The organism is Streptomyces bungoensis (genome assembly GCF_001514215.1).
GTDB lineage: Bacteria > Actinomycetota > Actinomycetes > Streptomycetales > Streptomycetaceae > Streptomyces > Streptomyces bungoensis.
The window spans coordinates 275126-299988 of the sequence record NZ_KQ948857.1; the positions used below are offsets into that span (position 1 = coordinate 275126).

Sequence of the window (24863 nt, forward strand, 5' to 3'; positions counted from 1 at the left end):
GGCTGTGGACCTGGCCGCCTCCTGGGGAGATGACCGGGACCGGTACGAGGTTGATACGTGAACAGGCACGGGCCGAGACGTGTGGGGCGGGGGTGTGACCGGCGCACGCGCGGGGCGCGGCCGGGGCCGGTCCGGACGTGACCAAGGGATGTGAAGCCGCCCCGTGCGACGTGCTAATGTTCTGGGTGTCGGAAGGGGCCAGCCCACCAGGGCCGGAGCCGGATGACACACCCAATGCGCGGGTGGCGGAATAGGCAGACGCGCTGGATTCAGGTTCCAGTGCCCGCAAGGGCGTGGGGGTTCAACTCCCCCCTCGCGCACAGAGAAACCGATGAAACGGGTCTCTGCCGGTGACGGAAGTCACGGCGGGGCCCGTTTCTCGTTGTCCCCGGAGTTGTGAGGCACCGCACAGGCATCGCCGCAGGAGTGGCGGAGGGTCCGGCTCCGATCCGTGAGCTATCTCACGGCGCTCCGCCGCCCCGCGCGCGCCCCGCCCGTCCGGCTGAGGTCACGCCGCCAACCGGCGGGTATCGGGTGCGGTCCGTCTGCGGCGGGCGTCCGGTGGTGGTAGGCATCGGACGCGGGCATGCGACGAGCGGAGCGCACGTGATCCGGGTACTGGTGGTCGACGACGAAGCCCTGATCCGCACGGGTTTCACGCACATCCTCAACGCGGCGGACGGCATCGAGGTCGTCGCGGCGGTGAGCGGCGACCAGGCCCTGCGCAGGGTCCGGGAGTCGCAGCCCGACGTCGTCCTGCTCGACATCCGCATGCCGGACGTGGACGGGCTCACCATCCTCGCCGAGCTGCGCCGCATGCCGCGGCCCCCGGTGGTCGCCATGCTCACCACGTTCGACACCGACGAGTACGTGGCGGCGGCGCTGCGCTCGGGCGCCGCCGGGTTCCTGCTCAAGGACACCGACCCCGAGCAGCTTCCCCACCTGGTGCGCTCGCTGGCCGGGGGCGGGACCGTCCTGTCGTCCAAGGTCACCCGCCTGGTCGTCGACGGCTACCTCGAGGGCGGCGTCCGCGAGAACGCCGCCGTCCGTCTCGCCGGGCGGCTGACCGAGCGCGAGCGCGCCGTCCTCGTCCTCATGGCCGAGGGGCTCGCCAACACCGACATCGGCGAGCGGCTGCACCTGAGCACCGGCACCGTCAAGGGCCACGTCACCAACGTGCTCGGCAAGCTGCGGGTCAGCAGCCGCGTGCAGGCCGTCCTGGTCGCCGAGCGCGCCGGCCTGCTCACCCCGGAACCCGACGAGGGCACCCCGTGAGTCCCCGGCGGCCGCCCGAACCGGTGCTCGACGCCGCTCTCGTCGGGGTGGCGCTGGCGGACGCCTGGGCCCACGTCGACGTCCAGGACCGTCCGGCGCTGGCCTGCGCGGTGCTCGGCGCCCTCGCGCTGGCCGTGCGGCGCCGCCTGCCGCTGGTCACCTTCGCCCTGACGCTTCCCACCGCCCTGGTCACGGACGCGGTGGTCGCTCCCATGGCCGCGTTGTACACGCTGTCCTCGCTCAACCGTCACCGCCTCCTGCTGGGCGGCTGCGCCCTGAGCTACGCGATCATCGACTTCCTGCCCTGGCCCTGGTCGTCCATGGACGCCACCGAACTGGGCCAGACGAACAACCTGTTCCACCTCAGCTACACCCTGGCCACCGCGGCCGCGCCCGTCTTCCTGGGCCAGCTCGTCCAGGCCCGGCGCGAGCTGTCCCTGCGGCTCGCCGACATCTCCGAGGCCCGCGAGCACGAACGGCTGCTGACCGCGCAGAGCGTGCTGGCCAAGGAGCGCGCCCAGCTTGCCCGGGAGATGCACGACGTGGTCTCCCACCAGGTCAGTCTCATCGCCGTACAGGCCGGGGCGCTGCAGGTCGGCAGCCGGGACCCCGAGACCAGGCAGGCCGCCGCCACGATCCGCCGACTGAGCGTGCAGACCCTGGACGAGCTGCGGCACATGGTCAGTGTCCTGCGGGCCTCCGGCAGCAGTCCCACGGAGCTCACCCCGCAGCCCTCGCTCGCCGACCTGCAGCGCCTGGTCGACGCCAGCGGCATCGAGGCGAAGCTGGAGGCCGAGCTGCCCGAGGAGCTCGCGCCCACGGTCCAGCGGGCCGTGTACCGGACCGTCCAGGAGGCGCTGACCAACGTCCGCAAGCACGCGCCCGGCGCCACCGCGACCGTCCGGGTCGGACACCGGGACGGCGTCCTGACCACCACGGTCACCAACACCGCCCCCACCCGGCACGCGCTGGCCCTGCCGAGCGCCCACGTCGGCCTGGTGGGCCTGGCCCAACGGGCCGAACTCCTCGGCGGCACCGTCACCTCGGGGCCCACCGCCCAAGGGGGTTACGAGCTGTGCCTGGAACTGCCCGTCGATCGGAACCGGTGAGGACGGGCCCGCATGGGAATACCCCAGGGGGGTATGTGGTTGGGTGTGACGACCCGATCCGGCAGGGGAGGCCCACGATGGACCACACCACCCATCAGCACGAGCACCACACGCCCGAACGGCACGCCCGGGCACAGCACGCGCGGCACCACGGCGGCGGCGCCTCCTGGCGCATGGCCGCGCAGGCGACGCTGCACTGCCTGACGGGGTGCGCCATCGGCGAAGTCCTCGGCATGGTCGTCGGCACCGCCGCCGGGCTGCACAACGCGGGCACCGTCGTCCTCTCCATCGCCCTGGCCTTCGTCTTCGGCTACGCCCTGACCATGCGCGGCGTGCTGCGCGCCGGGCTCCCGCCGAAGCGGGCGCTGAAGGTCGCGCTGGCCGCGGACACCGTGTCGATCGCCGTGATGGAGCTGATCGACAACACCGTGATGGTGGGCGTGCCCGGCGCCATGGACGCGGGCCTGTCGCAACTTCTGTTCTGGGTCTCGCTCGCCCTGTCCCTGTCCCTGGCGTTCGTGCTGACCACGCCGGTGAACCGGTGGATGATCGGCCGCGGCAAGGGGCATGCCGTCGTGCACGCCCACCACTGAGGACGACGCCGGGCCCGGCCGGTCGGCGGGGCCGCACCGGCCGGTCGGCGGGGTGGCTCCGGACAGCCGGCGGATGGCGCGGCGGCCCGTCCCTCGCCGACCGTGGGTGACAGGAGTCACGACGGGGGAGAAGAGAGGTCGGCCGCATGACGATCCACCTGACGTTCCTGTGCGTGCCCGGCGGCGACACCACCAGGGAGCCGCTCCTCGGCGACGCTCCCCCGAGTGAGGACGACCTGCGCATGGCCCGCGCCGCGGCAGCGGCCCTGCCCGTCCACCGGGCGGCCGTCCGGGCCCCCTCGGTCCGCTGCTCGCAGACCGCCGACGCCCTCGGCCTGGTCGCGGCGCCCGAACCGGCGCTGCGCGACCTCGACCTCGGCGCCTGGCGCGGCCGCACCGTCGGCGACATCGCCGCGGCCGACCCCGGCGGATGGACCGCCTGGCTCACCGACCCGGACGCCGTGCCGCACGGGGGCGAGCCGGTACGCGGGCTGTGCCGCCGTACGGCGGACTGGCTGGACGGCGCTGCCCGCGCCCCGGGGGACACCGTGGCCGTCACCGAGGCGGCCGTGGTCCGGGCCGCGCTCGTCCACGCCCTGGCCGTACCGGCGCGGACCTTCTGGCACCTGCCCGTGTCGCCGCTGTCCGCGGTCTCCCTCACCTGGCGGGGCGGCCGCTGGGACGTCGGGTTCGGTAGCGTCGTCCCCTGGGAGGGCCGGCGGCGGCTCCCGGCGCGATCGGCGACGCTCGTCCGTCCGCGCCGGCCCGCCCGGGCCGCCGGAAGCGGCCGCACTCCCCACGGGCGGTCGTGCTCGGGGGTGAGCAACCACTGACCGGTGCGCGCCGTCGCCGGTGCCACGATCATGGCGGTGACCACGGAGGTTCGCCGCCATCCCGAATCGGGACGTACAGTACCCCCAGGGGTATGTGCGAGGAGTGGTCGTGGAACTGGATCTTGAGGGTGCCTCCCTGAAGGCCGTGCTGAACCGGCTGCGGCGGGCGCAGGGCCAGATCTCCGGGGTGATCCGGATGATCGAGGAGGGCCGGGACTGCGAGGACGTCGTCACGCAGCTGGCCGCCGCCTCAAGGGCGCTCGACCGCGCCGGTTTCGCGATCATCGCCACCGGCCTGGAGCAGTGCGTGATCGACATCGAGTCGGGCCGCAAGAACGGCGAGGACTCGCAGGCGATGCGGGCCCGGCTGGAGAAGCTCTTCCTGTCGCTGGCCTGAGCTCCCCGTCGCCGGCCTCGGGGCGGACGCTCCCCGGCGGCCGTCACCGCCCGGCCGGCCGTTCGGTCCCGGGCAGGGCCAGTTCCGCCCAGATGGTCTTGCCGGTGGCCGTGTGGCGGGTGCCCCAGCGCCGGGCGAGCTGCGCGACGAGCAGCAGGCCGCGCCCGCCCTCGTCGAAGGTGCGGGCCCGTCGCAGGTGGGGGGCGGCGCTGCTGCTGTCGGACACCTCGCAGATGACCGCGGTGTCGCGGATCAGGCGCAGCCGCATGGGCGGGCCGCCGTAGCGGATGGCGTTGGTGACCAGCTCGCTGACCACCAGCTCCGCGGTGAAGGAGATCTCGTCCAGCCCCCAGGCCGCGAGCCGGCGGAGGGCCTCGGCCCGCATGCCCGCCACGGCCGCGGGGTCGCCCGACAGGTCCCAGGTGGCGACCTGGTCGGCGTCCAGGGCGCGGGTGCGGGCGACCAGCAGGGCGACGTCGTCCGTCGGCTGGCCGGACAGCGCACTGTCCAGCACCGTGTCGCACACCTGCTCCAGCCCGTCGGCGGGCCGGGCCAGGGCCCTCCGCAGCCGCTCGAGTCCCGCGTCGATGTCGCGGCCGCCGGCTTCGGGCAGGCCGTCGGTGTACAGCGCGAGCAGGCTCCCCTCGGGCAGTTCCCGCTCCACGGCCTCGAACGGCAGCCCGCCCACTCCCAGCGGCGGCCCGGGCGGCACCTCGAGGAAGTCGACGGCACCGTCCGGGGTGACCACCGCGGGCGGGGGGTGACCGGCGCTGGCGACGGTGCAGCGGCGCGAGACCGGGTCGTAGACCAGGTAGACGCAGGTGGCGATGAGGTCGGTGACGATCTCCAGGTCGGGGTCGACGGCCGTGTCCTCCTCCGCCGCGAGGTGGGTGACCAGGTCGTCCAGGTGGACGAGGAGCTCGTCGGGGGGCAGGTCGACGTCGGCCAGCGTGCGCACCGCGGTCCGCAGCCGCCCCATGGTGGCGGAGGCGCGCAGGCCGTGGCCGACCACGTCGCCGACCACCAGGGCCACCCGGGCCCCGGACAGCGGGATCACGTCGAACCAGTCGCCGCCCACTCCGGCCCGGGAGCGGGCCGGCAGGTACCGGGAGGCCACCCGTACCGCCTCCTGCTCCGCGAGCTGCTGCGGCAGCAGGCTGCGCTGCAGGGCCACGGCGGTGGTGCGCTCGCGGGTGTAGCGGCGGGCGTTGTCGACGGCGACGGCGGCGCGCGCCGCGATCTCCTCGGCCAGGAGCAGGTCGTCCTCGGTGAAGGAGGCCCGGCGCCGGTGCCGGATGAGCACGGCCACGCCGAGGGTGGTGCCGCGGGCACGCAGCGGCACCACCATGACGGAGTGGACCCCGTGGGCGTGGACCACCCTGGCCCGCTGCGGGTCGCCCGCCTCCCACAGCTCGATCGCCCGGTCCAGGCCGCGGTGGAGGGAGGACCGGCCGGTGGCCAGGGCGCGGGCGGGCGGCGAGGTCCGCGGGTAGTAGTCGACCTCGCCGATCCTGATGACCGACTCGGGCGCGCCCGGCAGGACCGACTGGTGGGCGGCGCGGAGCAGGGCGACGCCCTCGGCGGACGGCCTGGGCTCGACGCCGCGGAAGAGGGAGTCCAGCAGGTCGACGGTGACGAAGTCGGCCAGCCGGCCGGTGATCACGTCGGCCATCTCCTGGGCGGTCCGGGTCACGTCCAGCGTGGTGCCCACCCGGGCGCCGACCTCGTTCAGCAGGGCGAGGCGTTCCCGGGCCCCGTACTCCGCGGTGGTGTCCACCGCCGTGAACTGCACCCGGCGCACCCGGCCGGAGGCGTCCCGCAGCGGGGACAGCGTCACCGACCAGACCCGCTCACCGGGCTCGGCCCGGGCGTCCGTGTACACCTCCAGCTGCTCGGCCACGCCGGTCTCGAAGACCCGGCGCATGCCGCCCTCCACCTCCTTGTAGGCGGCGCCGGGCATGATCTGGGTGAGCCGCCGGCCGCGCATCTCGTCCTCGGGCAGACCGGCCTCGCGGGTCATGCCCCGGCTCGCCCGCAGGATCCGCAGCTCGGCGTCGCAGATCGCCACCGGGATGTGGCACTGGGTGAACGCCTCGTCCACCATCGCGTCCCGCGCGCGCCGGGGCGGCTCCTTCATGGGCGTGGACACGTTCGGCCCTCCACGGTCCGGTGACGGACATCCCCACCCCGCAGTCCTGCCTCTTGTGTACCGCTCTTTACCCGCCCGTGCAGGTCGCCCGATGTGCGCACATATACCCTCCCGGGTATTTGACCCGACCCTCCGGGCCGCCCTAGGCTGGCCGCCAGGAAACCCCCTGGGGTATCCGGCGGACGGCGGGGAACGGCTGACGCGCCCGGCGGCGCGGCTACGGGCCGTTGAGCGCCCCCCGCCGCGGGCGCACCGGCACGGCACGCCGGCCGGTCGCCCCCCAGGGCGCGTCTTCCACGGGCTGCCCCAGGGCGGCCGCACGTGACCGGCCGGCCCGGGCTTCCCCCGACCCGGGCCGGCCCTCCCCGCAGGGTGCCGCCACAGGATCCGGAAATACCCCCCAGGGTATCGGTGTTAGGGTGGCATACATACCCCGGGGGGTAATCCAGCGGGAAGGGAGCATCTGCCGTGTTCTTCATCGACACCATCGACCTCGAGGGCCTGGGCAACCGGCACTACCTGGCCGGCGGCAGGGAGACGGCCGTGGCGGTCGACCCGCCGCGCGACTTCGACCAGGTGCTGGCGGCGGCCGCGCGCCGCGGCGTCCGCATCTCGCACGTCGTGGAGACCCACATCCACAACGACTACGTCACCGGCGGCCTGGAGCTGGCCCGGGTGACCGGTGCCGTCTACCTGGTGCCGGCCGGCGCCCGCGTGTCGTTCGCACGGGTACCGGTGGCCGACGGCGACACCGTCACCGTCGACTCCGGGCTGGAGCTGCGCGCCGTCGCCACGCCCGGCCACACCCCCCACCACACCTCCTACGTCCTGCGGGAGCAGGGGCAACCGGTGGCGGCGTTCACCGGCGGTTCGCTGCTGATCGGCACGGTGGGCCGCCCGGACCTGGTCGAGCCCCGGCTGACCGAGCAGCTGGCCCGCGCCCAGCACGCCTCCGCGCACCGCCTGGCGGCCGAACTGCCGGACGAGACGGCCGTGCTGCCCACCCACGGCTTCGGCAGCTTCTGCTCCTCGGCGCAGGCCGAGGGGGACGCCACCACCATCGGCAAGGAGAAGTCCGGCAACGCGGCGCTGACCCAGGACGTCGACTCCTTCGTCGTGCGCCTGCTCGCCGAACTCGAGGACGTCCCCGCCTACTACGCCCACATGGGCCCGGCCAACGCCGCAGGTCCCGCACCGGTGGACCTGACCCCGCCGGCCGTCGCGGACGCCGACGAGATCGCCGCCCGGCTCGCGGCCGGCGAGTGGGTCGTGGACCTGCGCAACCGGGTCGCGTTCGCCGAGGGCCACGTCGCGGGGTCCTTCAACTTCGAGGCCGACGGCAAGATCGCCACCTACCTCGCCTGGCTGATCCCGTGGGGCAAGCCCGTGACGCTGCTCGCCGAGTCCCCCGAGCAGTTGGCCGCCGCCCAGCGCGAACTCGTCCGGGTCGGCATCGACCGGCCCGCCGCCGCCGCGACCGGCACACCGCGGGAGTGGGTGGCCGAGGGCGACAGCCTCGCCACCTTCCCCCGGTCCACGTTCGCGGGACTGGCCGAGCACGGCACGGACGGCATCGTCGTGCTGGACGTACGCCGCGACTCCGAGCGGGCCGCCGGGCACATCGCCGGCTCCGTCCACATCCCGATCCACCAGCTGCCCAAGCGGCTCGGCGAGGTACCGGCCGGCACCGTCTGGGTGCACTGCGCCGGCGGCATGCGGGCCGGCATCGCCGCCTCGCTGCTGGACGCCGCGGGCCGTGACGTCGTCGCCGTCGACGACGGCTTCGACGCCGCCCAGGACGCCGGGCTGACCGTCGTCACCGGCTGACCGCCCCAGGATCACCGAGAGGTTTCCCGATGTCCCTCTTCCGCAGCGGCCCGGACCGCGCTCCCGTCGACGAGGCCCACCGGCACACCCGGGGCGCCGGCGCCGAGGCCGTCCTGCCGGACGTGCGCGAGCAGCCCGAGTGGAACGCCGGGCACGCGCACGGCGCCGTCCACGCGCCGCCGTCCCGGCCCGCCGCCGGCGAGGCACTGCCCCGCCCGGCCCGGGCGCGGCCGCCGGTGGTGAACTGCCGCAGCGGGCGCCGCTCGCGGCAGGCCGCCGAACCGCCGCTCGCAGGCGGCGCCGACGCCGTGGACGTGAAGGGCGGCGTGCAGGCGTGGGCCGTGGCCGGTCACCCGGTCGTCGGCGACCGAGGAAGCGACGGCTCGATAGCATGACCGCCCTCGTTCTCGCGCTCGTCGCCGGTGCCGTCATCGGCCTGGCCCTCGGCGGCCTCGGCGGAGGCGGCAGCGTCCTCGCCGTACCCGCCCTGATCTACCTGCTGCACTTCACCCCGGCCGAGGCGACGACGGCCAGCCTGGTCATCGTCACCCTCACCTCGGTCACGGCGCTCGTCGGGCACGCCCGTGAGGGCAACGTCGCCTGGCGCACGGGGCTGCTGTTCGCCGCGGCGGGCATCGTGCCCGCCATGCTCGCCGGAGCCGCCTCCGGCCACCTGCCCCAGACCCTGCTGACCGTCGCCTTCGCCGTCATCGCCGCGCTCGCCGCCCTGCGCATGTTGCGGCCCGCCCGCACACCGCCGCCCGGCACGGTGCACACCGGCAAGGCCGGGGCGGCCGGCGCCGGACTCGGCGCGGTCACCGGGTTCCTCGGCGTCGGCGGCGGCTTCCTCGCCGTACCCGCGCTGGTGAGCGTGCTCGGTCTGGCCATGCGCGCCGCGGTCGGCACCAGCCTGCTGGTCATCACGATCAACTCGCTGGCCGCCCTCGGCGCCCGGGCCGGCACCGGGATGCAGCTCGACTGGGCGGTCGTCGCACCGTTCACCGCGGCCGCGATCCTCGGTGCCTGGGACGGCAAACGCCTCGCGAAGAAGATCAAGGGCAAGACGCTCCAGCGCCTCTTCGCCTACGTGCTCCTCGCGGTCGCCGCCTTCATGCTCGTCGACGTGCTGTTGTGACCATGCCACCGGCAGGGTTCGCCCACCGCGCCGCGACGGTGGCGCGTCAGGCCAGCGACAGGAACAGCTTCTCCAGCCGGGCCCGCAACTGCTCCCGGTCCGCCTGGGCCTCCCCGCCGTCGTCCGCGGCGACCAGGCACTGCTGCAGACCGGTCGCGATGATCGCGAAACCGGCACGATCGAGCGCGCGGGACGCCGCGGCCAGCTGCGTGACGACCTCCTCGCAGTCCCGGCCCTCCTCGATCATCCGGATCACCCCGGCGATCTGCCCCTGCGCCCGGCGCAGCCGGTTCAGCACCGACCGCAGCTCCGCACCCGCCGGATCAAGTTCCACGACCCCTCCTCACAGACACCCCACGGGGTACAAGCGCTCCACCACACGGGGCACCCCCGACACCCAAGGATGACATTCGCCATGACCACCCCCACCACCCTCGACCCCCGCCAGGCCAGCGCCCGCCTGCACGAACTCACCGTCATCGACGTCCGCACCCCCGGCGAGTACGCCGGCGGCCACCTCCCCGGCGCCCTGAACATCCCCCTGGACCAGCTCGACCGGGCACTGCCCGACATCCGCCGCGCCGCCGAGCGCGGCGAGGTCCTCGTCGTCTGCGCCTCGGGCGCCCGCTCCGAGAACGCGTGCCGGACGCTCGCGCGAAACGGCATCCACACCGCCACCCTCGCCGGCGGCACCGGCGCCTGGGCCGCCCAGGGCCACGACCTGGACCACCCGGCGGCCCGCGACACGCGGGCCACCTGGGCCATGGAGCGCCAGGTCCGGCTCACCGCCGGCTCGGTCGTCCTGCTCGGCCTGGCCCTCGGCGAGTTCGTGCACCCGGCCTTCCGGCTGCTGTCCGCCGGCATCGCCGGAGGCCTGGTCTTCTCCGCCGTGACCAACACCTGCGGCATGGCCGCCATGCTCGCCAAGCTCCCCCACAACCGCCCCCGCAAGGGCGACCTCGACGCGACCCTGGCCCGCCTGCGCGGCAACTGACGGCCCGGCCGCAGCGGCGGGGCGGGGGGTGAGGGACCGCGTGGCCGGACGCGGCGCCCGGCCCTGTCCGGGCGCGGCGGCCGACGCGCGGTTTTCCACACCCGGACAGTTGTCCACAGGGTCTGCCGCGCCTCGGCCACCGGCTGTACGGTCTGCACCAGTTGATGTTCGGATGACCCGCGCCCCACGGACGCGGGTTCGGGGGAGGGCGGTCGCGGTGACCGGAACCGGTGTGGACGTGGCGGAGACGGCCGGGCGGACGGAAGGGGGCCGGCTGCCCCGGGCGCGCGGCTTCGCCGCCTGGCCCCCGCAGGGCTCCCCCAAGGCCGAGGGCAAGGCACTGCGGGCCAACGTGCCGCGCAGCGCCCACCACGCCCTCGACCTGGACGGCTCCCGACCGGACGCGGTCGGCGCGGTCACGGAGTCCAACGCCGGCCGCATCCCCGAGCTGACCCCGATACGGGTGGGCCGGATGGCGGCCACACCGTTCGCCTTCCTGCGCGGCTCCGCCGGCCTCATGGCCCACGACCTCGCCCGCACCCCCATGACGGGGATCGGCGCCCAGATATGCGGCGACGCCCACGCGGCCAACTTCGGCCTGTACGGCGACGCCCGCGGCGGCCTCGTCATCGACCTCAACGACTTCGACGAGACCGTGCACGGCCCCTGGGAGTGGGACCTGAAGCGGCTCGCCACCTCCCTGGTGCTGGCCGGCCGGGAGGCGGGCGCCGACGAGGACACCTGCCGCGCCGCGGCGCAGGACGCGGCCGGCGCCTACCGGCGCACCATGCGGCTGCTCGCCAAGCTGCCCGTCCTGGACGCCTGGAACGCCATCGCCGACGAGGAGCTGGTCTCCCACACCGACGCCCACGACCTGCTCGGCACCCTGGAACGGGTCTCGGAGAAGGCACGGGCCAACACCAGCGGCCGGTTCGCGGCGAAGTCCACCGAGGAGCTGACGGACGGGGGGCGGCGCTTCGTCGACGCCCCGCCCGTACTGCGCCGCATACCGGACACCGAGGCCGCCGCGGTGGCCGCGTCCCTGGAGTCGTACCTCGACACCCTCGCCGAGGACCGGCTGCCGCTGCTGGCCCGGCACGCGGTGCACGACGTGGCCTTCCGCGTCGTCGGCACGGGCAGCGTGGGCACACGGTCGTACGTGGTGCTGCTCCTGGACCACCGCGGCGAGCCGCTGGTGCTCCAGGTGAAGGAGGCCCGCCCCTCGGCGCTGATCCCGCACCTTGCCACCGCCGGCTTCGAGGTGCCGCCGGTGGAGCACGAGGGACGCCGGGTGGTCCTCGGCCAGAAGCGGATGCAGGTGGTCAGCGACATCCTGCTCGGCTGGACGACCGTCGACGGCCGGCCGTTCCAGGTGCGCCAGTTCCGCAACCGCAAGGGCAGCGTCGACCCCGCCGCGCTGGCCGCCGACCAGATCGACGACTACGGCCGCATGACCGGCGCCCTGCTGGCCCGCGCCCACGCCCACAGCGCCGACCCGCGCCTGATCGCGGGCTACTGCGGCAAGAACGAGGAACTGGACGAGGCCATCGCCGCCTTCGCCGTCACCTACGCCGACCGCACGGAGGCGGACCACGCGGAACTGGTGGCGGGCGTGCGGGCGGGGCGGATCGCCGCGGAGATGGGGGTGTGACGGGGGAAGGGCTCGGGGGCGGGGAGGGGGGAGGGGGAGGGGCCCCAGGCCCCGGTGGTGCCGGGCAGCCGAAGGCCGTCGCCGTGAACCCCCGGTTCCCGGCCGTCGCCGTGAACCCCCGGTTCCCGGCCGTCGCCGTGAACCCCCGGTTCCCGGCCGTCGCCGTGAACCCCCGGTTCCCGGCCGTCGCCGTGAACCCCCGGTTCCCGGCCGTCGCCGTGAACCCCCGGTTCCGGCCGTGGCCTACGCTGGTCGGGTGACGACCCCGGAAGCTGAGCAGTCCCAGGCGCCGCGGCCCGAGGAACGGCTGGAACAGGCCGTCCGGACCGCCGAGCAGGCGTTGATCGAGTTCGAGATCGCCGTGGAGACGTTCCGCGTCGAGGTCGAGAACTTCTCCCGGCTGCACGATCAGAAGCTCGGCCCGCTCTACGCCCGCATCGAGGAGCTGGACGCGCGGATCGCGGAGGCGAGAGCCGCCCGCACCGGTGATCCGGAGGACATCCGCCTCGCCGAGGAGGCCCGCGCCCTCGTGATGCCGATCGCCGGCGTCGAGGAGCTGCTGAACGGCTGGATGGACGGGGACGGCCTGTTCCCGGAGGCCGCCGCCATGCTCACCGACCAGCCGGTGCGGCCTCCCCAGCGGGTACGGCCCAGCGAGGAGGCGCGCAGGCTCTACCGCGAGCTGGCCCGCAAGGCCCACCCCGACCTCGCGCAGGAGGAAGAGGAGCGGGAGCGGCGCGAGGAGTTCCTCACCCGCGTCAACGCCGCCTACTCCCGCGGCGACGAGACCCTGCTCAGGGAGCTGGCCGAGGAGTGGGCCGCGGGCCCGGTGCCGCCGGAGCGGCGCCCCAGCCCCGCGGAGGAGCTCTACGCCCGCCTGGAGTGGCTCAGCCAGCGCAAGGAGCTGCTCACGCTGGTCGCCCGCGAGCTGGAGGACGGCCCGATCGCCGGCATGCTGCGGCTGGCCCCGGACGACCCCGACGGCCTGCTGGACGAGATCGCCGGCCGGCTCTACGGCGACATCGAGCAGCGCGAGACGGAGCTGGCGGCCCTGCTGGCGCAGCAGTGAGCCGGGCGGTGCGTCGGGTAGCGTCGGAGACATGAGTTTTGGAGCTGGTGTGCCCACGGTGGAGGTCACGGACCTCAAGGACGGCGACTTCCTGCTGGACGTCCGCGAGGACGACGAGTGGCGGGCGGGCCACGCCGAGGGTGCGCTGCACATCCCGGTGAGCGAGTTCGTGGCCCGCTACGGCGAGCTGACGCAGGCCGCCCCGCAGGACGGCCCGGTCCACGTGATCTGCCGCTCCGGCGGCCGCTCGGCGCAGGTCACGATGTACCTGGTCCAGCAGGGCGTCGACGCCGTGAACGTCGACGGCGGCATGCAGGTCTGGCAGAGCGCGGGACGGCCGGTCGTCACGGACGACGGCGCACCCGGGTTCGTGCTCTGACCCACGCCCGAAGGCGCGGCGGGCTCAGCTGAGCGGCTGCGCCGCGAGCACGTCCCCGAGCGTCTTCGCGCAGGCTTCCGCCGGACCGAGCGCGACCTCCCGGTCCGGCGCCACCCCGGCGCACACGCTCCGAGCCGCCTCGGCCGCCGCCGACTGCTCCTCGGCGGAGCTTGGGTGGTTCCCCGGGGCTGCGCCCGGCGGGCGGGGCTGAGTACCGTTCCGTGCGGGCGTCGTGGAGTGGCGCCCGTGAACCATGCGGCGCCTGTGGCGGGCGGACGGACCACGGAAGCGGAAACGGGGATCGGGGCGGAATGGACGCGTACGACGAGGACTCGCACGCCCGGGGCGGACCGGACGGGGCGAAGGGGGCGAGTCACCCGGACCGCGACCCGGAGGGCGATGCCGGCACCGGTCCCGGGAGCGGCCCGAAGGGTGGTGTGAGCAGCGGTTCCGGAAGCGGTCCGGAGCCCGGTGCCGGAAGCGGGCAGGAGGAGCGCGCCGGCAGCGGTGGTCCGCGGCCCGGCTCGGGCGCCGAGCGGGAGCCCCTGGCCGCCGCCCCGGATGCCCCAGCCGCAGACGCCGCAGACGCCGTGGACGTGAGGGACGCCGGGCCGCCCGACCAGGCCCCGCTCCCCTCCCCCCGGACCGGCGTCGCCGCCCTCTCCCCCCGCTACCAGACCGTCGCGGCCCTGGCGCTCGCGGTGGTCGCCGTCGCCGCCTGTGTGCATCTGGCGATGGTGTTCCTGAGCGTGGCGCCCGCGAACACGGTGACCAAGCAGCACGGCAGGGCGATAGAGGACTGGGTGTACCCGGAGTTCGAGCAGAACTGGAAGCTGTTCGCGCCGAACCCGCTGCAGCAGAACATCGCCGTGCAGGCGCGCGCGGAGGTGCGGATGAAGGACGGCGGTGTGCGCACCACCGGCTGGACCGACCTCTCCGCCCGTGACGGTGCCGCGATCGACGGCAACCTGGTGCCCAGCCACACCCAGCAGAACGAGCTGCGCCGGGCCTGGGACTTCTTCGTCGCCACCCACACCGCCGACAACCGGCCGGTGGCCCTGCGTGGCTCGCTGTCCGAGCAGTACGTGCGCCGGATCGTGGTGATGCGGCTCTACCGGGACGATCCGACCAGCCGGGAGGGCGTGATCCAGCGCGTGCAGGTGCGTTCCAGCACCACCAATGTGCAGCCGCCGAAGTGGAGCCCGGAGCGGGTGTCCGACAAGCCCGTCTACCGTCTGCTGCCCTGGTGGACCGTGAGCTCCGACGAGGCCGCCGGGGGTGTGCGGTGAACAGTCCCTCCCTGACGCTCTCGCGGGGCATCGCCCGCGTCACCGAGTCGGCGCTCGGCCCGTACCAGAGCGCGGTGATCAGGATCGGCTTCTCCGCGACCTGGCTGCTGTTCCTGCTGCGCGAGTTCACCCACCGCCAGGAGCTGTACGGCCCCGACGGCCCCTGGGGCTGGGACATGGCGCGGCAGCTGACCGACGACAACCACGCCTTCACGGCCCTGATGTGGTCCGACGGGCAGGCCTGGTTCGAGGTCTTCTACCTGCTGGCGATGCTCGCCGCCGTGGCGCTGCTGCTCGGCTGGCGCACCCGGACCGCCTCGGTGCTGTTCATGGTGGGCGTGTTGTCGCTGCAGAACCGCAGCGTCTTCGTCGGCGACGGCGGTGACAACGTGCTGCACCTGATGTCCCTGTACCTGGTGTTCACCCGGTGCGGGCAGGTGTGGTCGCTCGACGCCCGCCGGGCGGCCCGGGCGGAGGCGGCCCGCGCGCGGGGCGAGCGGCTCCGCCCGGACCGGGTGGGAGTGCTGCTGTGGGCGGTGCTGGGCCTGGCGCTGGCCGGTGTGACGCTGGCCGGCCGGTTCGACAACGGCCGGCTGGTTCCCGCGCTGCTGTGGACGGTGTGGGTGGTGCTGGGCCTGTGGGGGGCGGTGCAGCGCTGGGCGAGGTCGCCGGAGCCGCGGATCCTGCTGGACGTCGTCGCCAACGTCGTGCACAACGCCGCCCTGCTGGTGATCATGGCGGAGGCCTGCCTGATCTACTCCACGGCCGGCTGGTACAAGATCCAGGGGTCGCGCTGGCAGGACGGCACCGCGGTCTACTACCCGCTCCACCTGGACTACTTCTCGCCCTGGCCGGCTCTCGCCGACCTGATGTCCGCCAGCGGCACGATCATGATGGTGGTGGCCTACGGGACGGTCATGGTGCAGGTCGCCTTCCCGTTCACGCTGTTCAACCGGCGGGTCAAGAACGTCCTGCTGGTGCTGATGATGACCGAGCACGCCGTGATCGCCGTCGTCCTCGGACTGCCGTTCTTCTCCCTGGCGATGATCACGGCGGACGCCGTCTTCCTGCCGACGTCGTTCCTGCTGCTGCTCGGCACCGTGGCGGCACGCGCGTGGGGGCGGCTGTCGCGGCGCGGACCGGGTGACGGTCCCGCGCTGCCCTCGCCGCGCTCCCCGCAGGACAGCACGGCAGGGCACGTAGGGTTCACCGCATGACGGACCCCGTGATCCGCTGGCGCGCGTGCGCCGGCACCGCGGTGCTGCTCGACGGCTTCCACGCCCTCAAGCACGCGCTGCGCTTCGGCGCGCAGGTCCCGGTGGCGGTCACCACCGACCGCCGGGCCGCGCTCGCCCTCGCCGAGGAACTGGCCGCGGACGTACGGGACGCCCTGGCGACACTGCTGACCGAGGTGCCGGCGGAGACCTACGCCTCCCTCGTGCCGCGGCCCCACCCGACGGGCGTCGCCGCGCTCGCCGTACGGCCCTCGCGCGAGGCCAATCTGCGGGCGCTCGGCCAGCTGCCGCGCACCGCGCCCGTCGTCGTCCTCGACACGCCCCGCAACCTGGGGAACGCCGGTGCGGTGATCCGGCTGGCCGCCGGTTTCGGGGCGACCGGAGTGGTCACCACGGGTCCCCTGGACCCGTGGCACCCGACGGTGGTGCGCGGCGGGGCGGGGCTGCACTTCGCGACCGCCGTGGAGCGGCTGGGCGTCGACGAGCTGCCCCCCGGACCGCTGTTCGCGCTCGACCCGGAGGGCGAGGACATCCGGGGCGCCGAGCTGCCCGACGACGCCGTGCTGGCCTTCGGTTCGGAGCGCAGCGGGCTGTCGGCGCCGCTGCGCGCGCGGGCCGGCCGTCTGCTGCGGCTGCCGATGCGCCCCCAGGTCTCCAGCTACAACCTGGCCACGAGCGTGGCGATGACGCTGTACCACTGGAGTGCCACCGGGGGCGCGGTTCCGGCCTGATCCGAGCGAGGGGCCTCAGGCCTGCCGGCGGACCTCCACCACGCGGAAGCGGTTGGCGACGAACGCGCCGTCGCACAGGGCCGCGTTCGCCGCCGGGTTGCCGCCGGACCCGTGGAAGTCGGAGAACGCCGCGGTCTGGTTCACGTACACCCCGCCGGTCAGGTTGAGCGACAGCTGGGCGGCCTCCTCCAGGCAGACCTCCTCGACGGCCCGCTCGACCTCGGCGTCCGTGGTGTAGGCGCCGACCGTCATCGCGCCCTTCTCGCGGACCGTGCGGCGCAGCAGCTCGACGGCGTCGGTCACCGAGTCGACGGCGACGGCGAAGGAGACGGGGCCGAAGCACTCGCTCATGTAGGCCGCCTCGGCGTCCGGCTTGGCGCCGTCCAGCTTGACGATGACGGGGGTGCGCACGACCGCGCCCGGGAACTCGGGGTTGGCGACCTCGCGGGAGGCCAGGGCGACCTCGCCGAGGCCGGCCGCCGCCTCCAGCCGGGCCTTGACGTCCGGGTTGACGATCGCGCCGAGCAGGGCGTTGGCGCGCGCGTCGTCGCCGAGCAGGCCGTCGACCGCGCGGGCGAGGTCGGCGGTGACCTCGTCGAAGGTCCTGGGGCCCTGGTCCGTGTCGATGCCGTCGCGGGGGATCAGCAGGTTCTGCGGGGTGGTGCACATCTGGCCGCTGTACAGGGACAGGGAGAACGCCAGGTTGGACAGCATGCCCCGGTAGTCGTCCGTGGAGTGGACGATCACCGTGTTGACGCCGGCCTTCTCCGTGTAGACCTGCGCCTGGCGGGCGTTGGCCTCCAGCCAGTCGCCGAAGGACGTCGAGCCGGTGTAGTCGATGATCCTGATCTGGGGCCGGGTGGCGAGGGTCTTGGCGATGCCCTCGCCGGGGTGCTCGGCGGCCAGGGCCACCAGGTTCGCGTCGAAGCCCGCCTCCCGGAGCACGTCCCGGGCGACCGACACGGTGAGCGCGAGCGGCAGCACCGCGCGCGGGTGCGGCTTGACGAGGACCGCGTTGCCGGTGGCGAGCGAGGCGAAGAGGCCCGGGTAGCCGTTCCAGGTCGGGAAGGTGTTGCAGCCGATGACCAGGCCGATGCCGCGCGGGACCGGCGTGAACCGCTTGGTGAGCGCGAGCGGCTCCCGCTTGCCCTGCGGCTTGGTCCACTCCGCCGCCTCGGGGGTGCGGACCTGCTCCGCGTAGGCGTACGCCACCGCCTCCAGGCCGCGGTCCTGGGCGTGCGGGCCGCCCGCCTGGAACGCCATCATGAAGGCCTGCCCGCTGGTGTGCATGACCGCGTGGGCGAACTCGTGCGTCCGGTCGCTGATCCGCTTGAGGATCTCCAGGCAGACCACCGCCCGCACCTCGGCGCCCGCGTCCCGCCAGGCGGGCTGTCCGGCCCGCATGGCGGGCAGCAGCACGTCGAGGTCCGCGTGCGGGTAGCTCACGCCCAGCTCGATGCCGTACGGAGAGGTCTCGCCGCCCACCCAGTCGTCCGTGCCCGGCTGGCCGAGGTCGAGGCGGGTGCCGAGGAGGGAGTCGAAGGCGGCCTTGCCCGCCGCCATGTCCAGGCTGCCGTGCTCGCCGTAGGCCTTGGGGTGCTCGGGGTGCGGCGACCAGTAGGCGCGCGTGCGGATCGCTTCCAGGGCCTGGTCGAGCGTGGGCCGGTGCTTCGCGATCAGCTCGGTGGGGGGCAGTTCGGCGGCCATGCGGGACCAACTCCTTGTCTTGAGAACTCTTCGTCGAGTTCATGACCTGGGCAGAAACGTGGGCAGGGACAGCCGGTCAGAGCTAGAGTAACCGAACGATCGGTCGGGACAAGGGGGTCCGCCGCATCTGTGGACAACGCCGTGCGGGAGGATCGCGCACATGACAGCACTCGACCTCAGCAGCCCCGTGGCCGTCGTCGGCACCGGCACCATGGGCCAGGGCATCGCCCAGGTCGCGCTGGTCGCCGGCCACCCCGTGCGGCTCCACGACGCCGTGCCGGGGCGGGCCCGGGAGGCGGCCGAAGCGATCGGCGCCCGCCTGGACCGGCTCGTGGCCAAGGACCGGCTCACCGCCGCCGAGCGGGACGCCGCCCGCGCCCGGCTCACGCCCGCCGCCGACCTCGCCGACCTGGCGGACTGCGCGCTGGTCGTCGAGGCCGTCCTGGAGCGGCTGGACGTCAAGCAGCAGCTCTTCCGGGATCTCGAGGAGATCGTGGGCGAGGACTGCCTGCTCGCCACCAACACCTCCTCCCTGTCGGTGACGGCCATCGCCGGCGCGCTGCGCCACCCGGGCCGCTTCGTCGGCCTGCACTTCTTCAACCCGGCCCCGCTGCTGCCGCTGGTCGAGGTCGTCTCCGGGTTCGCCACCGACGTCACGTCGGCCACGCGCGCGTACGAGACCGCCCGCGCCTGGGGCAAGACCCCGGTGGCCTGCGCCGACACCCCGGGGTTCATCGTCAACCGCATCGCCCGGCCCTTCTACGCCGAGGCCTTCGCCGTCCTGGAGTCCCAGGCCGCCGACCCGGCCACCATCGACGCGGTCCTGCGCGAGTGCGGCGGCTTCCGGATGGGCGCCTTCGAGCTGACCGACCTCATCGGGCAGGACGTCAACGAGGCCGTCACCCACTCGGTGTGGCAGTCCTTCTTCCAGGACGTGCGCTTCACGCCCTCCCTCGCCCAGCGCCGGCTGGTCGAGTCCGGGCGGCTCGGCCGCAAGTCCGGGCACGGCTGGTACGACTACGCCGACGGTGCCGAGCGGGCCGTGCCGCACACCGCCGAGCAGGAGCGGCCGCCCGTCCACGTCACCGTCGAGGGGGACCTGGGGCCCGCGGCCGAGCTGCTCACGCTGATCCGCGAGGCGGGCATCCCGCTCCGCGAGGAGGAAGAGGACCAGGGCACCCGGCTGGTGCTGCCCAGCGGCGGCCAGCTGGTCCTGGCCGACGGCCAGACCTCCGTGGAGTTCCGCGACGTCGTCTACTTCGACCTCGCCCTCGACTACCGCCGGGCCACCCGCATCGCCCTGTCCGCCTCCCGGGACACCTCGCCGCAGACCCTCGCCGAGGCCACCGGCCTCTTCCAGGCGCTCGGCAAGGACGTCAGCGTCATCGGGGACGTCCCCGGCATGATCGTCGCCCGCACGGTCGCGCGGATCGTCGACCTCGCCCACGAGGCCGTCGCCAAGGGCGTGGCCACCGAGGAGGACATCGACACCGCGATGCGCCTGGGCGTCAACTACCCGCTCGGCCCCTTCGAGTGGGGCCGCAGGCTGGGCCGCGGCTGGGCGTACGAGCTCCTGGACGACCTGCACCTGCGCGACCCCTCCGGACGGTACGCGCCGTCCCTCGCGCTCTACCGCCACGCGTACGCCACCGACAAGCGGGAGGGCACCTCGTGACCACCGCCAGGCGCGACACGTACACCCCCGAGACGCTGCTGTCCGTAGCCGTCCAGGTCTTCAACGAGCGCGGCTACGACGGCACGTCCATGGAGCACCTCTCGCGGGCGGCCGGCATCTCCAAGTCGTCCATATACCACCACGTCAGCGGCAAGGAGGAGCTGCTGCGCCGGGCCGTCAGCCGGGCGCTGGACGGCCTGTTCGCCATCCTGGAGGAGGAGCCCGCGCGCGTGGGGCGGCCGGTCGGCCGGCTGGAGCACGTCGTGCGGCGGATGGTCGAGGTGCTCATCGCCGAGCTGCCCTACGTCACCCTGCTGCTGCGCGTGCGCGGCAACACCGAGACCGAGCGGTGGGCGCTGGAGCGGCGCCGCGACTTCGACCACCGGGTCGCCGAGCTGCTGAAGGCCGCGGCCGCCGACGGGGACGTACGCGGTGACGTGGAGGTGCGCCTGGCCACCCGGCTGGTCTTCGGGATGATCAACTCCATCGTGGAGTGGTACCGGCCCGACGTGCGCGGGGCCAGCGGCCCCGAGGTGGCCGACGCCGTGGTCCGTCTGGTCTTCGCCGGGCTGCGGCGCGCCTGAGCGGCGCCGGTCAGGCCTCCGGCTCCAGGTCCTCCTCCTCGAACACCAGCAGCGTGCGCGTGCTGAGCACCTCGGGGATCGCCTGGAGCCGGGTGAGCACCAGCTCGCGCAGCGCCCTGTTGTCGGGCGCGTGCACCAGGAGCAGGACGTCGAAGTCACCGCCCACCAGGGCGATGTGCGAGGCGCCGGGCAGCAGCCGGAGCTGGTCGCGGACCGTGCGCCAGGTGTTCTGCACGATCTTCAGCGTGACGTACGCCGACGTGCCGTGCCCCGCCCGCTCGTGGTCGACGCGGGCGCTGAAGCCCCGGATCACCCCGTCCTCGACCAGACGGTTGATCCGCGCGTAGGCGTTGGCGCGCGAGACGTGCACCCGTTCGGCCACCGACCGTATCGAGGCGCGGCCGTCCGCCTGCAGGATCTTCAGGATGTCCTGGTCGATGGCGTCCAGCGGACGCGGCGGTGGCGGCAGGGTGCTCTCCTGCGGGCCGTCGGCCATTTGTTCAGCTGCCATGTCCCCCCGCTTCACCGCCGTGGACGTCCTGCATTCATTCCAGGCTGTGGAGAACCGTTTGTCCACAGCCTGACGCGGCCTGTAGCCAAAATGTGCCGACGACCGAACAATCGGTAGGTGAGGCGGGTCACAGCCGACACGCCTCCCGTAGCCACTCCCACGAGGAGGTGCCGTCATGACGGTCATGGAGCAGCGGGGCGCGTACCGGCCATCGCCGCCGCCCGCCTGGCAGCCCAGGATGGACCCCGCGCCGCTGCTGCCCGACGCCGAGCCCCACCGCGTGCTCGGCACCGAGGCGATCGCCAAGGCCGACCCCGGTCTGCTGCGCCGGCTGTACACCGAGCTGGTGCGCGGCCGCCGGTACAACGTGCAGGCCACCGCGCTGACCAAGCAGGGCCGCCTCGCCGTCTATCCCTCCAGCACCGGACAGGAGGCCTGCGAGGTCGCCGCCGCCCTGGCGCTGGAGGAGCGTGACTGGCTCTTCCCCAGCTACCGCGACACCCTCGCCGTCGTCGCCCGGGGCGTGGACCCCGCCGAGGCCCTCACCCTGCTGCGCGGTGACTGGCACAACGGCTACGACCCCTACGCCCACCGGGTGGCCCCGCTCAGCACCCCGCTGGCCACCCAGCTGCCGCACGCCGTCGGCCTCGCGCACGCCGCCCGCCTCAAGGGCGACGACGTCGTCGCGCTCGCCATGATCGGCGACGGCGGCACCAGCGAGGGCGACTTCCACGAGGCGCTGAACTTCGCCGCCGTCTGGCAGGCCCCGGTCGTCTTCCTGGTGCAGAACAACGGTTTCGCCATCTCCGTCCCGCTCGCCAAGCAGACCGCCGCGCCGTCCCTGGCCCACAAGGCCGTCGGCTACGGCATGCCGGGCCGGCTGGTCGACGGCAACGACGCCGCCGCCGTGCACGAGGTCCTCAGCGACGCCGTACGGCGTGCCCGCGAGGGCGGCGGCCCGACCCTGGTGGAGGCGGTGACGTACCGCATCGACGCCCACACCAACGCCGACGACGCCACCCGCTACCGCGGCGACGCCGAGGTCGAGGCCTGGCGGGCGCACGACCCGATCCGCCTGCTGGAACAGGAACTCACCGAGCGCGGGCTGCTCGACGACGCCGGTGTCGAGGCGGCCCGGCAGGACGCCGAGGAGATGGCCGCAGCCTTGCGCGAACGTATGAACCGGGACCCGGAACTCGACCCCATGCACCTCTTCGACCACGTCTACGCCGAGACCACCGCGCAACTGCGCGAGCAGCGCGCGCTGCTGCGCGCCGAGCTGGAGGCGGAGCAGGACGAGCAGGAAGGCGGCCGGCGATGACCACCGTGGCCGTCAAGCCCGCCACCATGGCACAGGCCCTCACGCGCGCGATGCGCGACGCGATGGCCGCCGACCCCACGGTGCACGTCATGGGCGAGGACGTCGGCACCCTCGGCGGGGTCTTCCGGGTCACCGACGGACTCGCCAAGGAGTTCGGCGAGGACCGCTGCACCGACACCCCGCTCGCCGAGGCCGGCATCCTCGGCACCGCCGTCGGCATGGCCATGTACGGCCTGCGCCCGGTGGTGGAGATGCAGTTCGACGCCTTCGCCTACCCGGCGTTCGAGCAGCTGATCAGCCACGTCTCGCGGATGCGCAACCGCACGCGCGGCCGGATGCCCCTGCCGATCACCGTCCGCGTGCCCTACGGCGGCGGCATCGGCGGCGTGGAGCACCACAGCGACTCCTCCGAGGCCTACTACATGGCCACCCCGGGCCTGCACGTCGTCACGCCCGCGACCGTCGCCGACGCCTACGGACTGCTGCGCCGGTCCATCGCCTCCGACGACCCGGTCGTCTTCCTCGAGCCCAAGCGGCTGTACTGGTCGAAGGACACCTGGAACCCCGAGCAGCCCACGGAGGTCGAGCCGATCGGACGGGCCGTGGTCCGCCGCGCGGGCCGCAGCGCCACGCTGATCACCTACGGCCCCTCCGTGCCCGTCTGCCTGGAGGCCGCCGAGGCCGCGCAGGCGGAGGGCTGGGACCTGGAGGTGATCGACCTGCGCTCCCTGGTGCCGTTCGACGACGAGACGGTCTGCGCGGCCGTCCGCCGCACCGGACGCGCGGTCGTCGTGCACGAGTCGACCGGGTTCGGCGGACCCGGCGGTGAGATCGCGGCCCGGATCACCGAGCGCTGCTTCCACCACCTGGAGGCGCCCGTGCTGCGCGTGGCCGGCTTCGACCTCCCCTACCCGCCGCCCATGCTGGAGCGGCACCACCTGCCCGGCGTCGACCGCATCCTGGACGCCGTGGCACGCCTGCAGTGGGAGGCCGAGGGCTGATGGCACAGGTGCTGGAGTTCAAGCTTCCCGACCTCGGCGAGGGCCTCACCGAGGCGGAGATCGTCCGCTGGCTGGTGCAGGTCGGCGACGTCGTCGCCGTCGACCAGCCGGTCGTGGAGGTCGAGACGGCCAAGGCGATGGTCGAGGTCCCCTGCCCCTACGGCGGCGTGGTCACCGCCCGCTTCGGCGAGGAGGGTGCCGAGCTGCCCGTCGGTGCCCCGCTGCTGACCGTCGCCGTGGGCCCGCAGGCCGACGACGGCGAGTCCGCGGGGTCGGGCAACGTCCTGGTCGGCTACGGCACCTCCGAGGCGCCGGCCCGGCGCCGCCGGGTGCGCTCGGCCGCCGCCAACGGGACGGCGAAGGGCACCGCTCCGGCACCGGCCGCCCCGGCACCGGCCGCGCCCGCACCGGTCGCTCAGGTACCGGCCGCCCCGGCACCCGCGCCCGCTTCCGCGCCCGCCGGGGGACCGGTCCCCGTGATCTCCCCGCTGGTGCGCAAGCTCGCCCGCGAGGGCGGACTGGACCTCAGGCGGCTGTCCGGCTCCGGACCCGACGGGCTGATCCTGCGGTCCGACGTCGAGAACGCCCTGCGGACCGCGGCGGCACCCGCGCCCGCTCCGGCCCCCGTGGCCGGGGAGCCGGCCGCCAAGGCCTCCCCCGCCGACCGCCGGGGCGGCATCCGCACCCCCCTCAAGGGCGTGCGCGGCGCCGTCGCCGACAAGCTCTCCCGCAGCCGCCGGGAGATCCCCGACGCCACCTGCTGGGTCGACGCCGACGCCACCGAACTCATGCGCGCGCGCACCGCCATGAACGCCGCCGGGGGACCGAAGATCTCCCTGCTCGCGCTGCTCGCCCGCGTCTGCACCGCCGCCCTCGCCCGGTTCCCCGAACTGAACTCCTACGTCGACACCGAGGCCCGCGAGGTCGTCCAACTCGACCAGGTCCACCTCGGGTTCGCCGCGCAGACCGAGCGCGGGCTGGTCGTGCCGGTCGTCCGGGACGCCCACGCGCGCGACGCCGAGTCGCTCACCGCCGAGTTCGCCCGGCTCACCGAGGCCGCCCGGGCCGGGACACTGACCCCCGGGGACCTCACCGGCGGCACCTTCACGCTGAACAACTACGGCGTCTTCGGCGTCGACGGCTCCACCCCGATCATCAACCACCCCGAGGCCGCCATGCTCGGCGTCGGCCGCATCATCCCCAAGCCGTGGGTGCACGAAGGGGAGCTGGCGGTGCGCCAGGTCGTCCAGCTCTCGCTCACCTTCGACCACCGGGTGTGCGACGGCGGTACCGCGGGCGGCTTCCTGCGGTACGTGGCGGACTGCGTGGAACAGCCGGCCGTCCTGCTGCGCACCCTGTGACACCGGCCCGGCCCGGGACTCCGCGACCCGGGCCAGG

The 24863-nt window shown here is 74.2% G+C and carries 24 protein-coding genes and 1 tRNA gene; 21 read left to right on the forward strand and 4 right to left on the reverse strand.

Annotated elements, in window-relative coordinates; genetic code table 11:
* The first annotated feature begins 236 nt into the window (after positions 1–236).
* The 6 genes from AQJ66_RS17410 to AQJ66_RS17435 all read left to right on the forward strand — a co-directional run bounded on the left by AQJ66_RS17410 (position 237) and on the right by AQJ66_RS17435 (position 4207).
* Positions 237–320 (forward strand) — tRNA-Leu (locus tag AQJ66_RS17410).
* 286 nt (positions 321–606) lie between these two features.
* Positions 607–1275, forward strand: coding sequence for a response regulator (locus tag AQJ66_RS17415; RefSeq protein WP_061922355.1), 669 nt, complete (start codon positions 607–609; stop codon positions 1273–1275).
* Positions 1272–2384: a sensor histidine kinase gene (locus tag AQJ66_RS17420; protein WP_061922358.1), complete on the forward strand. Its 1113-nt coding sequence runs from the start codon at positions 1272–1274 to the stop codon at positions 2382–2384. Before AQJ66_RS17415 ends, AQJ66_RS17420 begins: the two co-directional genes overlap by 4 nt.
* A gap of 77 nt (positions 2385–2461) precedes the next feature.
* Complete coding sequence (locus tag AQJ66_RS17425; protein WP_061922361.1) at positions 2462–2977, forward strand: DUF4396 domain-containing protein; 516 nt, start codon at positions 2462–2464, stop codon at positions 2975–2977.
* 146 nt (positions 2978–3123) lie between these two features.
* The gene (locus tag AQJ66_RS17430; protein ID WP_063804049.1) at positions 3124–3810 is read left to right on the forward strand and encodes a histidine phosphatase family protein; all 687 of its coding nucleotides are present in this window, start codon (positions 3124–3126) and stop codon (positions 3808–3810) included.
* 109 nt (positions 3811–3919) lie between these two features.
* Positions 3920–4207: a metal-sensitive transcriptional regulator gene (locus tag AQJ66_RS17435; RefSeq protein WP_061922364.1), complete on the forward strand. Its 288-nt coding sequence runs from the start codon at positions 3920–3922 to the stop codon at positions 4205–4207.
* A 43-nt stretch (positions 4208–4250) separates the two neighbouring features.
* On the opposite strand, the gene AQJ66_RS17440 is transcribed toward AQJ66_RS17435, so the two are convergent.
* Positions 4251–6356, reverse strand: coding sequence for a SpoIIE family protein phosphatase (locus AQJ66_RS17440; RefSeq protein WP_244162846.1), 2106 nt, complete (start codon positions 6354–6356; stop codon positions 4251–4253).
* 468 nt (positions 6357–6824) lie between these two features.
* Here AQJ66_RS17440 and AQJ66_RS17445 point away from each other — a divergent pair, with 468 nt between their 5' ends.
* From AQJ66_RS17445 to AQJ66_RS17455, 3 genes are read left to right on the forward strand one after another with little or no spacing between them, the layout of a single operon-like run.
* Positions 6825–8183 carry an MBL fold metallo-hydrolase gene (locus AQJ66_RS17445; protein ID WP_061922370.1) on the forward strand — a complete coding sequence of 453 codons (1359 nt, stop codon included), beginning with the start codon at positions 6825–6827 and terminating at the stop codon, positions 8181–8183.
* Positions 8184–8212: 29 nt separating this feature from the next.
* Positions 8213–8578: a rhodanese-like domain-containing protein gene (locus AQJ66_RS17450; protein ID WP_061922372.1), complete on the forward strand. Its 366-nt coding sequence runs from the start codon at positions 8213–8215 to the stop codon at positions 8576–8578.
* A complete protein-coding gene (locus tag AQJ66_RS17455; RefSeq protein WP_061922375.1) occupies positions 8575–9318 on the forward strand; it encodes a sulfite exporter TauE/SafE family protein in 744 nt (247 codons plus the stop codon). Before AQJ66_RS17450 ends, AQJ66_RS17455 begins: the two co-directional genes overlap by 4 nt.
* A 46-nt stretch (positions 9319–9364) precedes the next feature.
* On the opposite strand, the gene AQJ66_RS17460 is transcribed toward AQJ66_RS17455, so the two are convergent.
* Positions 9365–9652 carry a metal-sensitive transcriptional regulator gene (locus AQJ66_RS17460; RefSeq protein ID WP_061922379.1) on the reverse strand — a complete coding sequence of 96 codons (288 nt, stop codon included), beginning with the start codon at positions 9650–9652 and terminating at the stop codon, positions 9365–9367.
* Between the two features lie 81 nt (positions 9653–9733).
* Between AQJ66_RS17460 and AQJ66_RS17465 the strand changes: the two genes are divergently transcribed.
* The 7 genes from AQJ66_RS17465 to AQJ66_RS17495 all read left to right on the forward strand — a co-directional run bounded on the left by AQJ66_RS17465 (position 9734) and on the right by AQJ66_RS17495 (position 16666).
* Complete coding sequence (locus tag AQJ66_RS17465) at positions 9734–10312, forward strand: rhodanese-like domain-containing protein (RefSeq protein ID WP_061922382.1); 579 nt, start codon at positions 9734–9736, stop codon at positions 10310–10312.
* A 172-nt stretch (positions 10313–10484) separates the two neighbouring features.
* Positions 10485–11963, forward strand: coding sequence for a DUF2252 domain-containing protein (locus AQJ66_RS17470; RefSeq protein WP_107118959.1), 1479 nt, complete (start codon positions 10485–10487; stop codon positions 11961–11963).
* A gap of 256 nt (positions 11964–12219) precedes the next feature.
* Positions 12220–13032, forward strand: coding sequence for a hypothetical protein (locus AQJ66_RS17475; RefSeq protein ID WP_061922388.1), 813 nt, complete (start codon positions 12220–12222; stop codon positions 13030–13032).
* Positions 13033–13081: 49 nt separating this feature from the next.
* Complete coding sequence (locus AQJ66_RS17480) at positions 13082–13411, forward strand: rhodanese-like domain-containing protein (protein ID WP_061922393.1); 330 nt, start codon at positions 13082–13084, stop codon at positions 13409–13411.
* Between the two features lie 311 nt (positions 13412–13722).
* Positions 13723–14700 (forward strand): DUF5819 family protein, encoded by a 978-nt coding sequence (locus tag AQJ66_RS17485; RefSeq protein ID WP_061922396.1) that lies wholly within the window; start codon positions 13723–13725, stop codon positions 14698–14700.
* Positions 14697–15917 carry an HTTM domain-containing protein gene (locus tag AQJ66_RS17490; protein WP_061922399.1) on the forward strand — a complete coding sequence of 407 codons (1221 nt, stop codon included), beginning with the start codon at positions 14697–14699 and terminating at the stop codon, positions 15915–15917. The genes AQJ66_RS17485 and AQJ66_RS17490 overlap by 4 nt, the downstream gene beginning before the upstream one ends.
* Positions 15914–16666 carry a TrmH family RNA methyltransferase gene (locus AQJ66_RS17495; RefSeq protein ID WP_061922402.1) on the forward strand — a complete coding sequence of 251 codons (753 nt, stop codon included), beginning with the start codon at positions 15914–15916 and terminating at the stop codon, positions 16664–16666. The genes AQJ66_RS17490 and AQJ66_RS17495 overlap by 4 nt, the downstream gene beginning before the upstream one ends.
* Positions 16667–16681: 15 nt before the next feature.
* On the opposite strand, the gene paaN is transcribed toward AQJ66_RS17495, so the two are convergent.
* Positions 16682–18373 (reverse strand): phenylacetic acid degradation protein PaaN, encoded by a 1692-nt coding sequence (gene paaN / locus AQJ66_RS17500; RefSeq protein ID WP_061922407.1) that lies wholly within the window; start codon positions 18371–18373, stop codon positions 16682–16684.
* 160 nt (positions 18374–18533) lie between these two features.
* Between paaN and AQJ66_RS17505 the strand changes: the two genes are divergently transcribed.
* Together AQJ66_RS17505 and AQJ66_RS17510 are read left to right on the forward strand one after the other, a co-directional pair.
* Positions 18534–20048, forward strand: coding sequence for a 3-hydroxyacyl-CoA dehydrogenase (locus tag AQJ66_RS17505; protein WP_061922410.1), 1515 nt, complete (start codon positions 18534–18536; stop codon positions 20046–20048).
* Positions 20045–20632 (forward strand): TetR/AcrR family transcriptional regulator, encoded by a 588-nt coding sequence (locus AQJ66_RS17510; RefSeq protein WP_061922413.1) that lies wholly within the window; start codon positions 20045–20047, stop codon positions 20630–20632. The genes AQJ66_RS17505 and AQJ66_RS17510 overlap by 4 nt, the downstream gene beginning before the upstream one ends.
* Positions 20633–20642: 10 nt before the next feature.
* Here AQJ66_RS17510 and AQJ66_RS17515 read toward each other — a convergent pair whose 3' ends face one another.
* Entirely contained in the window at positions 20643–21128 is a 486-nt protein-coding gene (locus AQJ66_RS17515) for an Lrp/AsnC family transcriptional regulator (RefSeq protein WP_061922417.1), read from the reverse strand.
* A gap of 190 nt (positions 21129–21318) precedes the next feature.
* On the opposite strand from AQJ66_RS17515, the gene pdhA reads away from it, so the two are divergent.
* From pdhA to AQJ66_RS17530, 3 genes are read left to right on the forward strand one after another with little or no spacing between them, the layout of a single operon-like run.
* Complete coding sequence (gene pdhA, locus AQJ66_RS17520) at positions 21319–22464, forward strand: pyruvate dehydrogenase (acetyl-transferring) E1 component subunit alpha (RefSeq protein WP_061922420.1); 1146 nt, start codon at positions 21319–21321, stop codon at positions 22462–22464.
* Complete coding sequence (locus tag AQJ66_RS17525; RefSeq protein ID WP_061922422.1) at positions 22461–23465, forward strand: alpha-ketoacid dehydrogenase subunit beta; 1005 nt, start codon at positions 22461–22463, stop codon at positions 23463–23465. The genes pdhA and AQJ66_RS17525 overlap by 4 nt, the downstream gene beginning before the upstream one ends.
* A complete protein-coding gene (locus tag AQJ66_RS17530) occupies positions 23465–24826 on the forward strand; it encodes a dihydrolipoamide acetyltransferase family protein (RefSeq protein ID WP_061922431.1) in 1362 nt (453 codons plus the stop codon). The genes AQJ66_RS17525 and AQJ66_RS17530 overlap by 1 nt, the downstream gene beginning before the upstream one ends.
* Positions 24827–24863: the final 37 nt, after the last annotated feature.

What these genes read in the sequence shown, in the direction of transcription:
- AQJ66_RS17515 (WP_061922417.1), bottom strand. Translation starts at nt 21,128, where the DNA reads ATGGCCGACGGCCCGCAGGAGAGCACCCTGCCGCCACCGCCGCGTCCG.
- AQJ66_RS17470 (WP_107118959.1), top strand. Translation starts at nt 10,485, where the DNA reads ATGACCCGCGCCCCACGGACGCGGGTTCGGGGGAGGGCGGTCGCGGTG.
- paaN (WP_061922407.1), bottom strand. Translation starts at nt 18,373, where the DNA reads ATGGCCGCCGAACTGCCCCCCACCGAGCTGATCGCGAAGCACCGGCCC.
- AQJ66_RS17530 (WP_061922431.1), top strand. Translation starts at nt 23,465, where the DNA reads ATGGCACAGGTGCTGGAGTTCAAGCTTCCCGACCTCGGCGAGGGCCTC.
- AQJ66_RS17450 (WP_061922372.1), top strand. Translation starts at nt 8,213, where the DNA reads ATGTCCCTCTTCCGCAGCGGCCCGGACCGCGCTCCCGTCGACGAGGCC.
- AQJ66_RS17495 (WP_061922402.1), top strand. Translation starts at nt 15,914, where the DNA reads ATGACGGACCCCGTGATCCGCTGGCGCGCGTGCGCCGGCACCGCGGTG.
- AQJ66_RS17455 (WP_061922375.1), top strand. Translation starts at nt 8,575, where the DNA reads ATGACCGCCCTCGTTCTCGCGCTCGTCGCCGGTGCCGTCATCGGCCTG.
- AQJ66_RS17485 (WP_061922396.1), top strand. Translation starts at nt 13,723, where the DNA reads ATGGACGCGTACGACGAGGACTCGCACGCCCGGGGCGGACCGGACGGG.
- AQJ66_RS17430 (WP_063804049.1), top strand. Translation starts at nt 3,124, where the DNA reads ATGACGATCCACCTGACGTTCCTGTGCGTGCCCGGCGGCGACACCACC.
- AQJ66_RS17505 (WP_061922410.1), top strand. Translation starts at nt 18,534, where the DNA reads ATGACAGCACTCGACCTCAGCAGCCCCGTGGCCGTCGTCGGCACCGGC.
- pdhA (WP_061922420.1), top strand. Translation starts at nt 21,319, where the DNA reads ATGACGGTCATGGAGCAGCGGGGCGCGTACCGGCCATCGCCGCCGCCC.
- AQJ66_RS17465 (WP_061922382.1), top strand. Translation starts at nt 9,734, where the DNA reads ATGACCACCCCCACCACCCTCGACCCCCGCCAGGCCAGCGCCCGCCTG.
- AQJ66_RS17425 (WP_061922361.1), top strand. Translation starts at nt 2,462, where the DNA reads ATGGACCACACCACCCATCAGCACGAGCACCACACGCCCGAACGGCAC.
- AQJ66_RS17525 (WP_061922422.1), top strand. Translation starts at nt 22,461, where the DNA reads ATGACCACCGTGGCCGTCAAGCCCGCCACCATGGCACAGGCCCTCACG.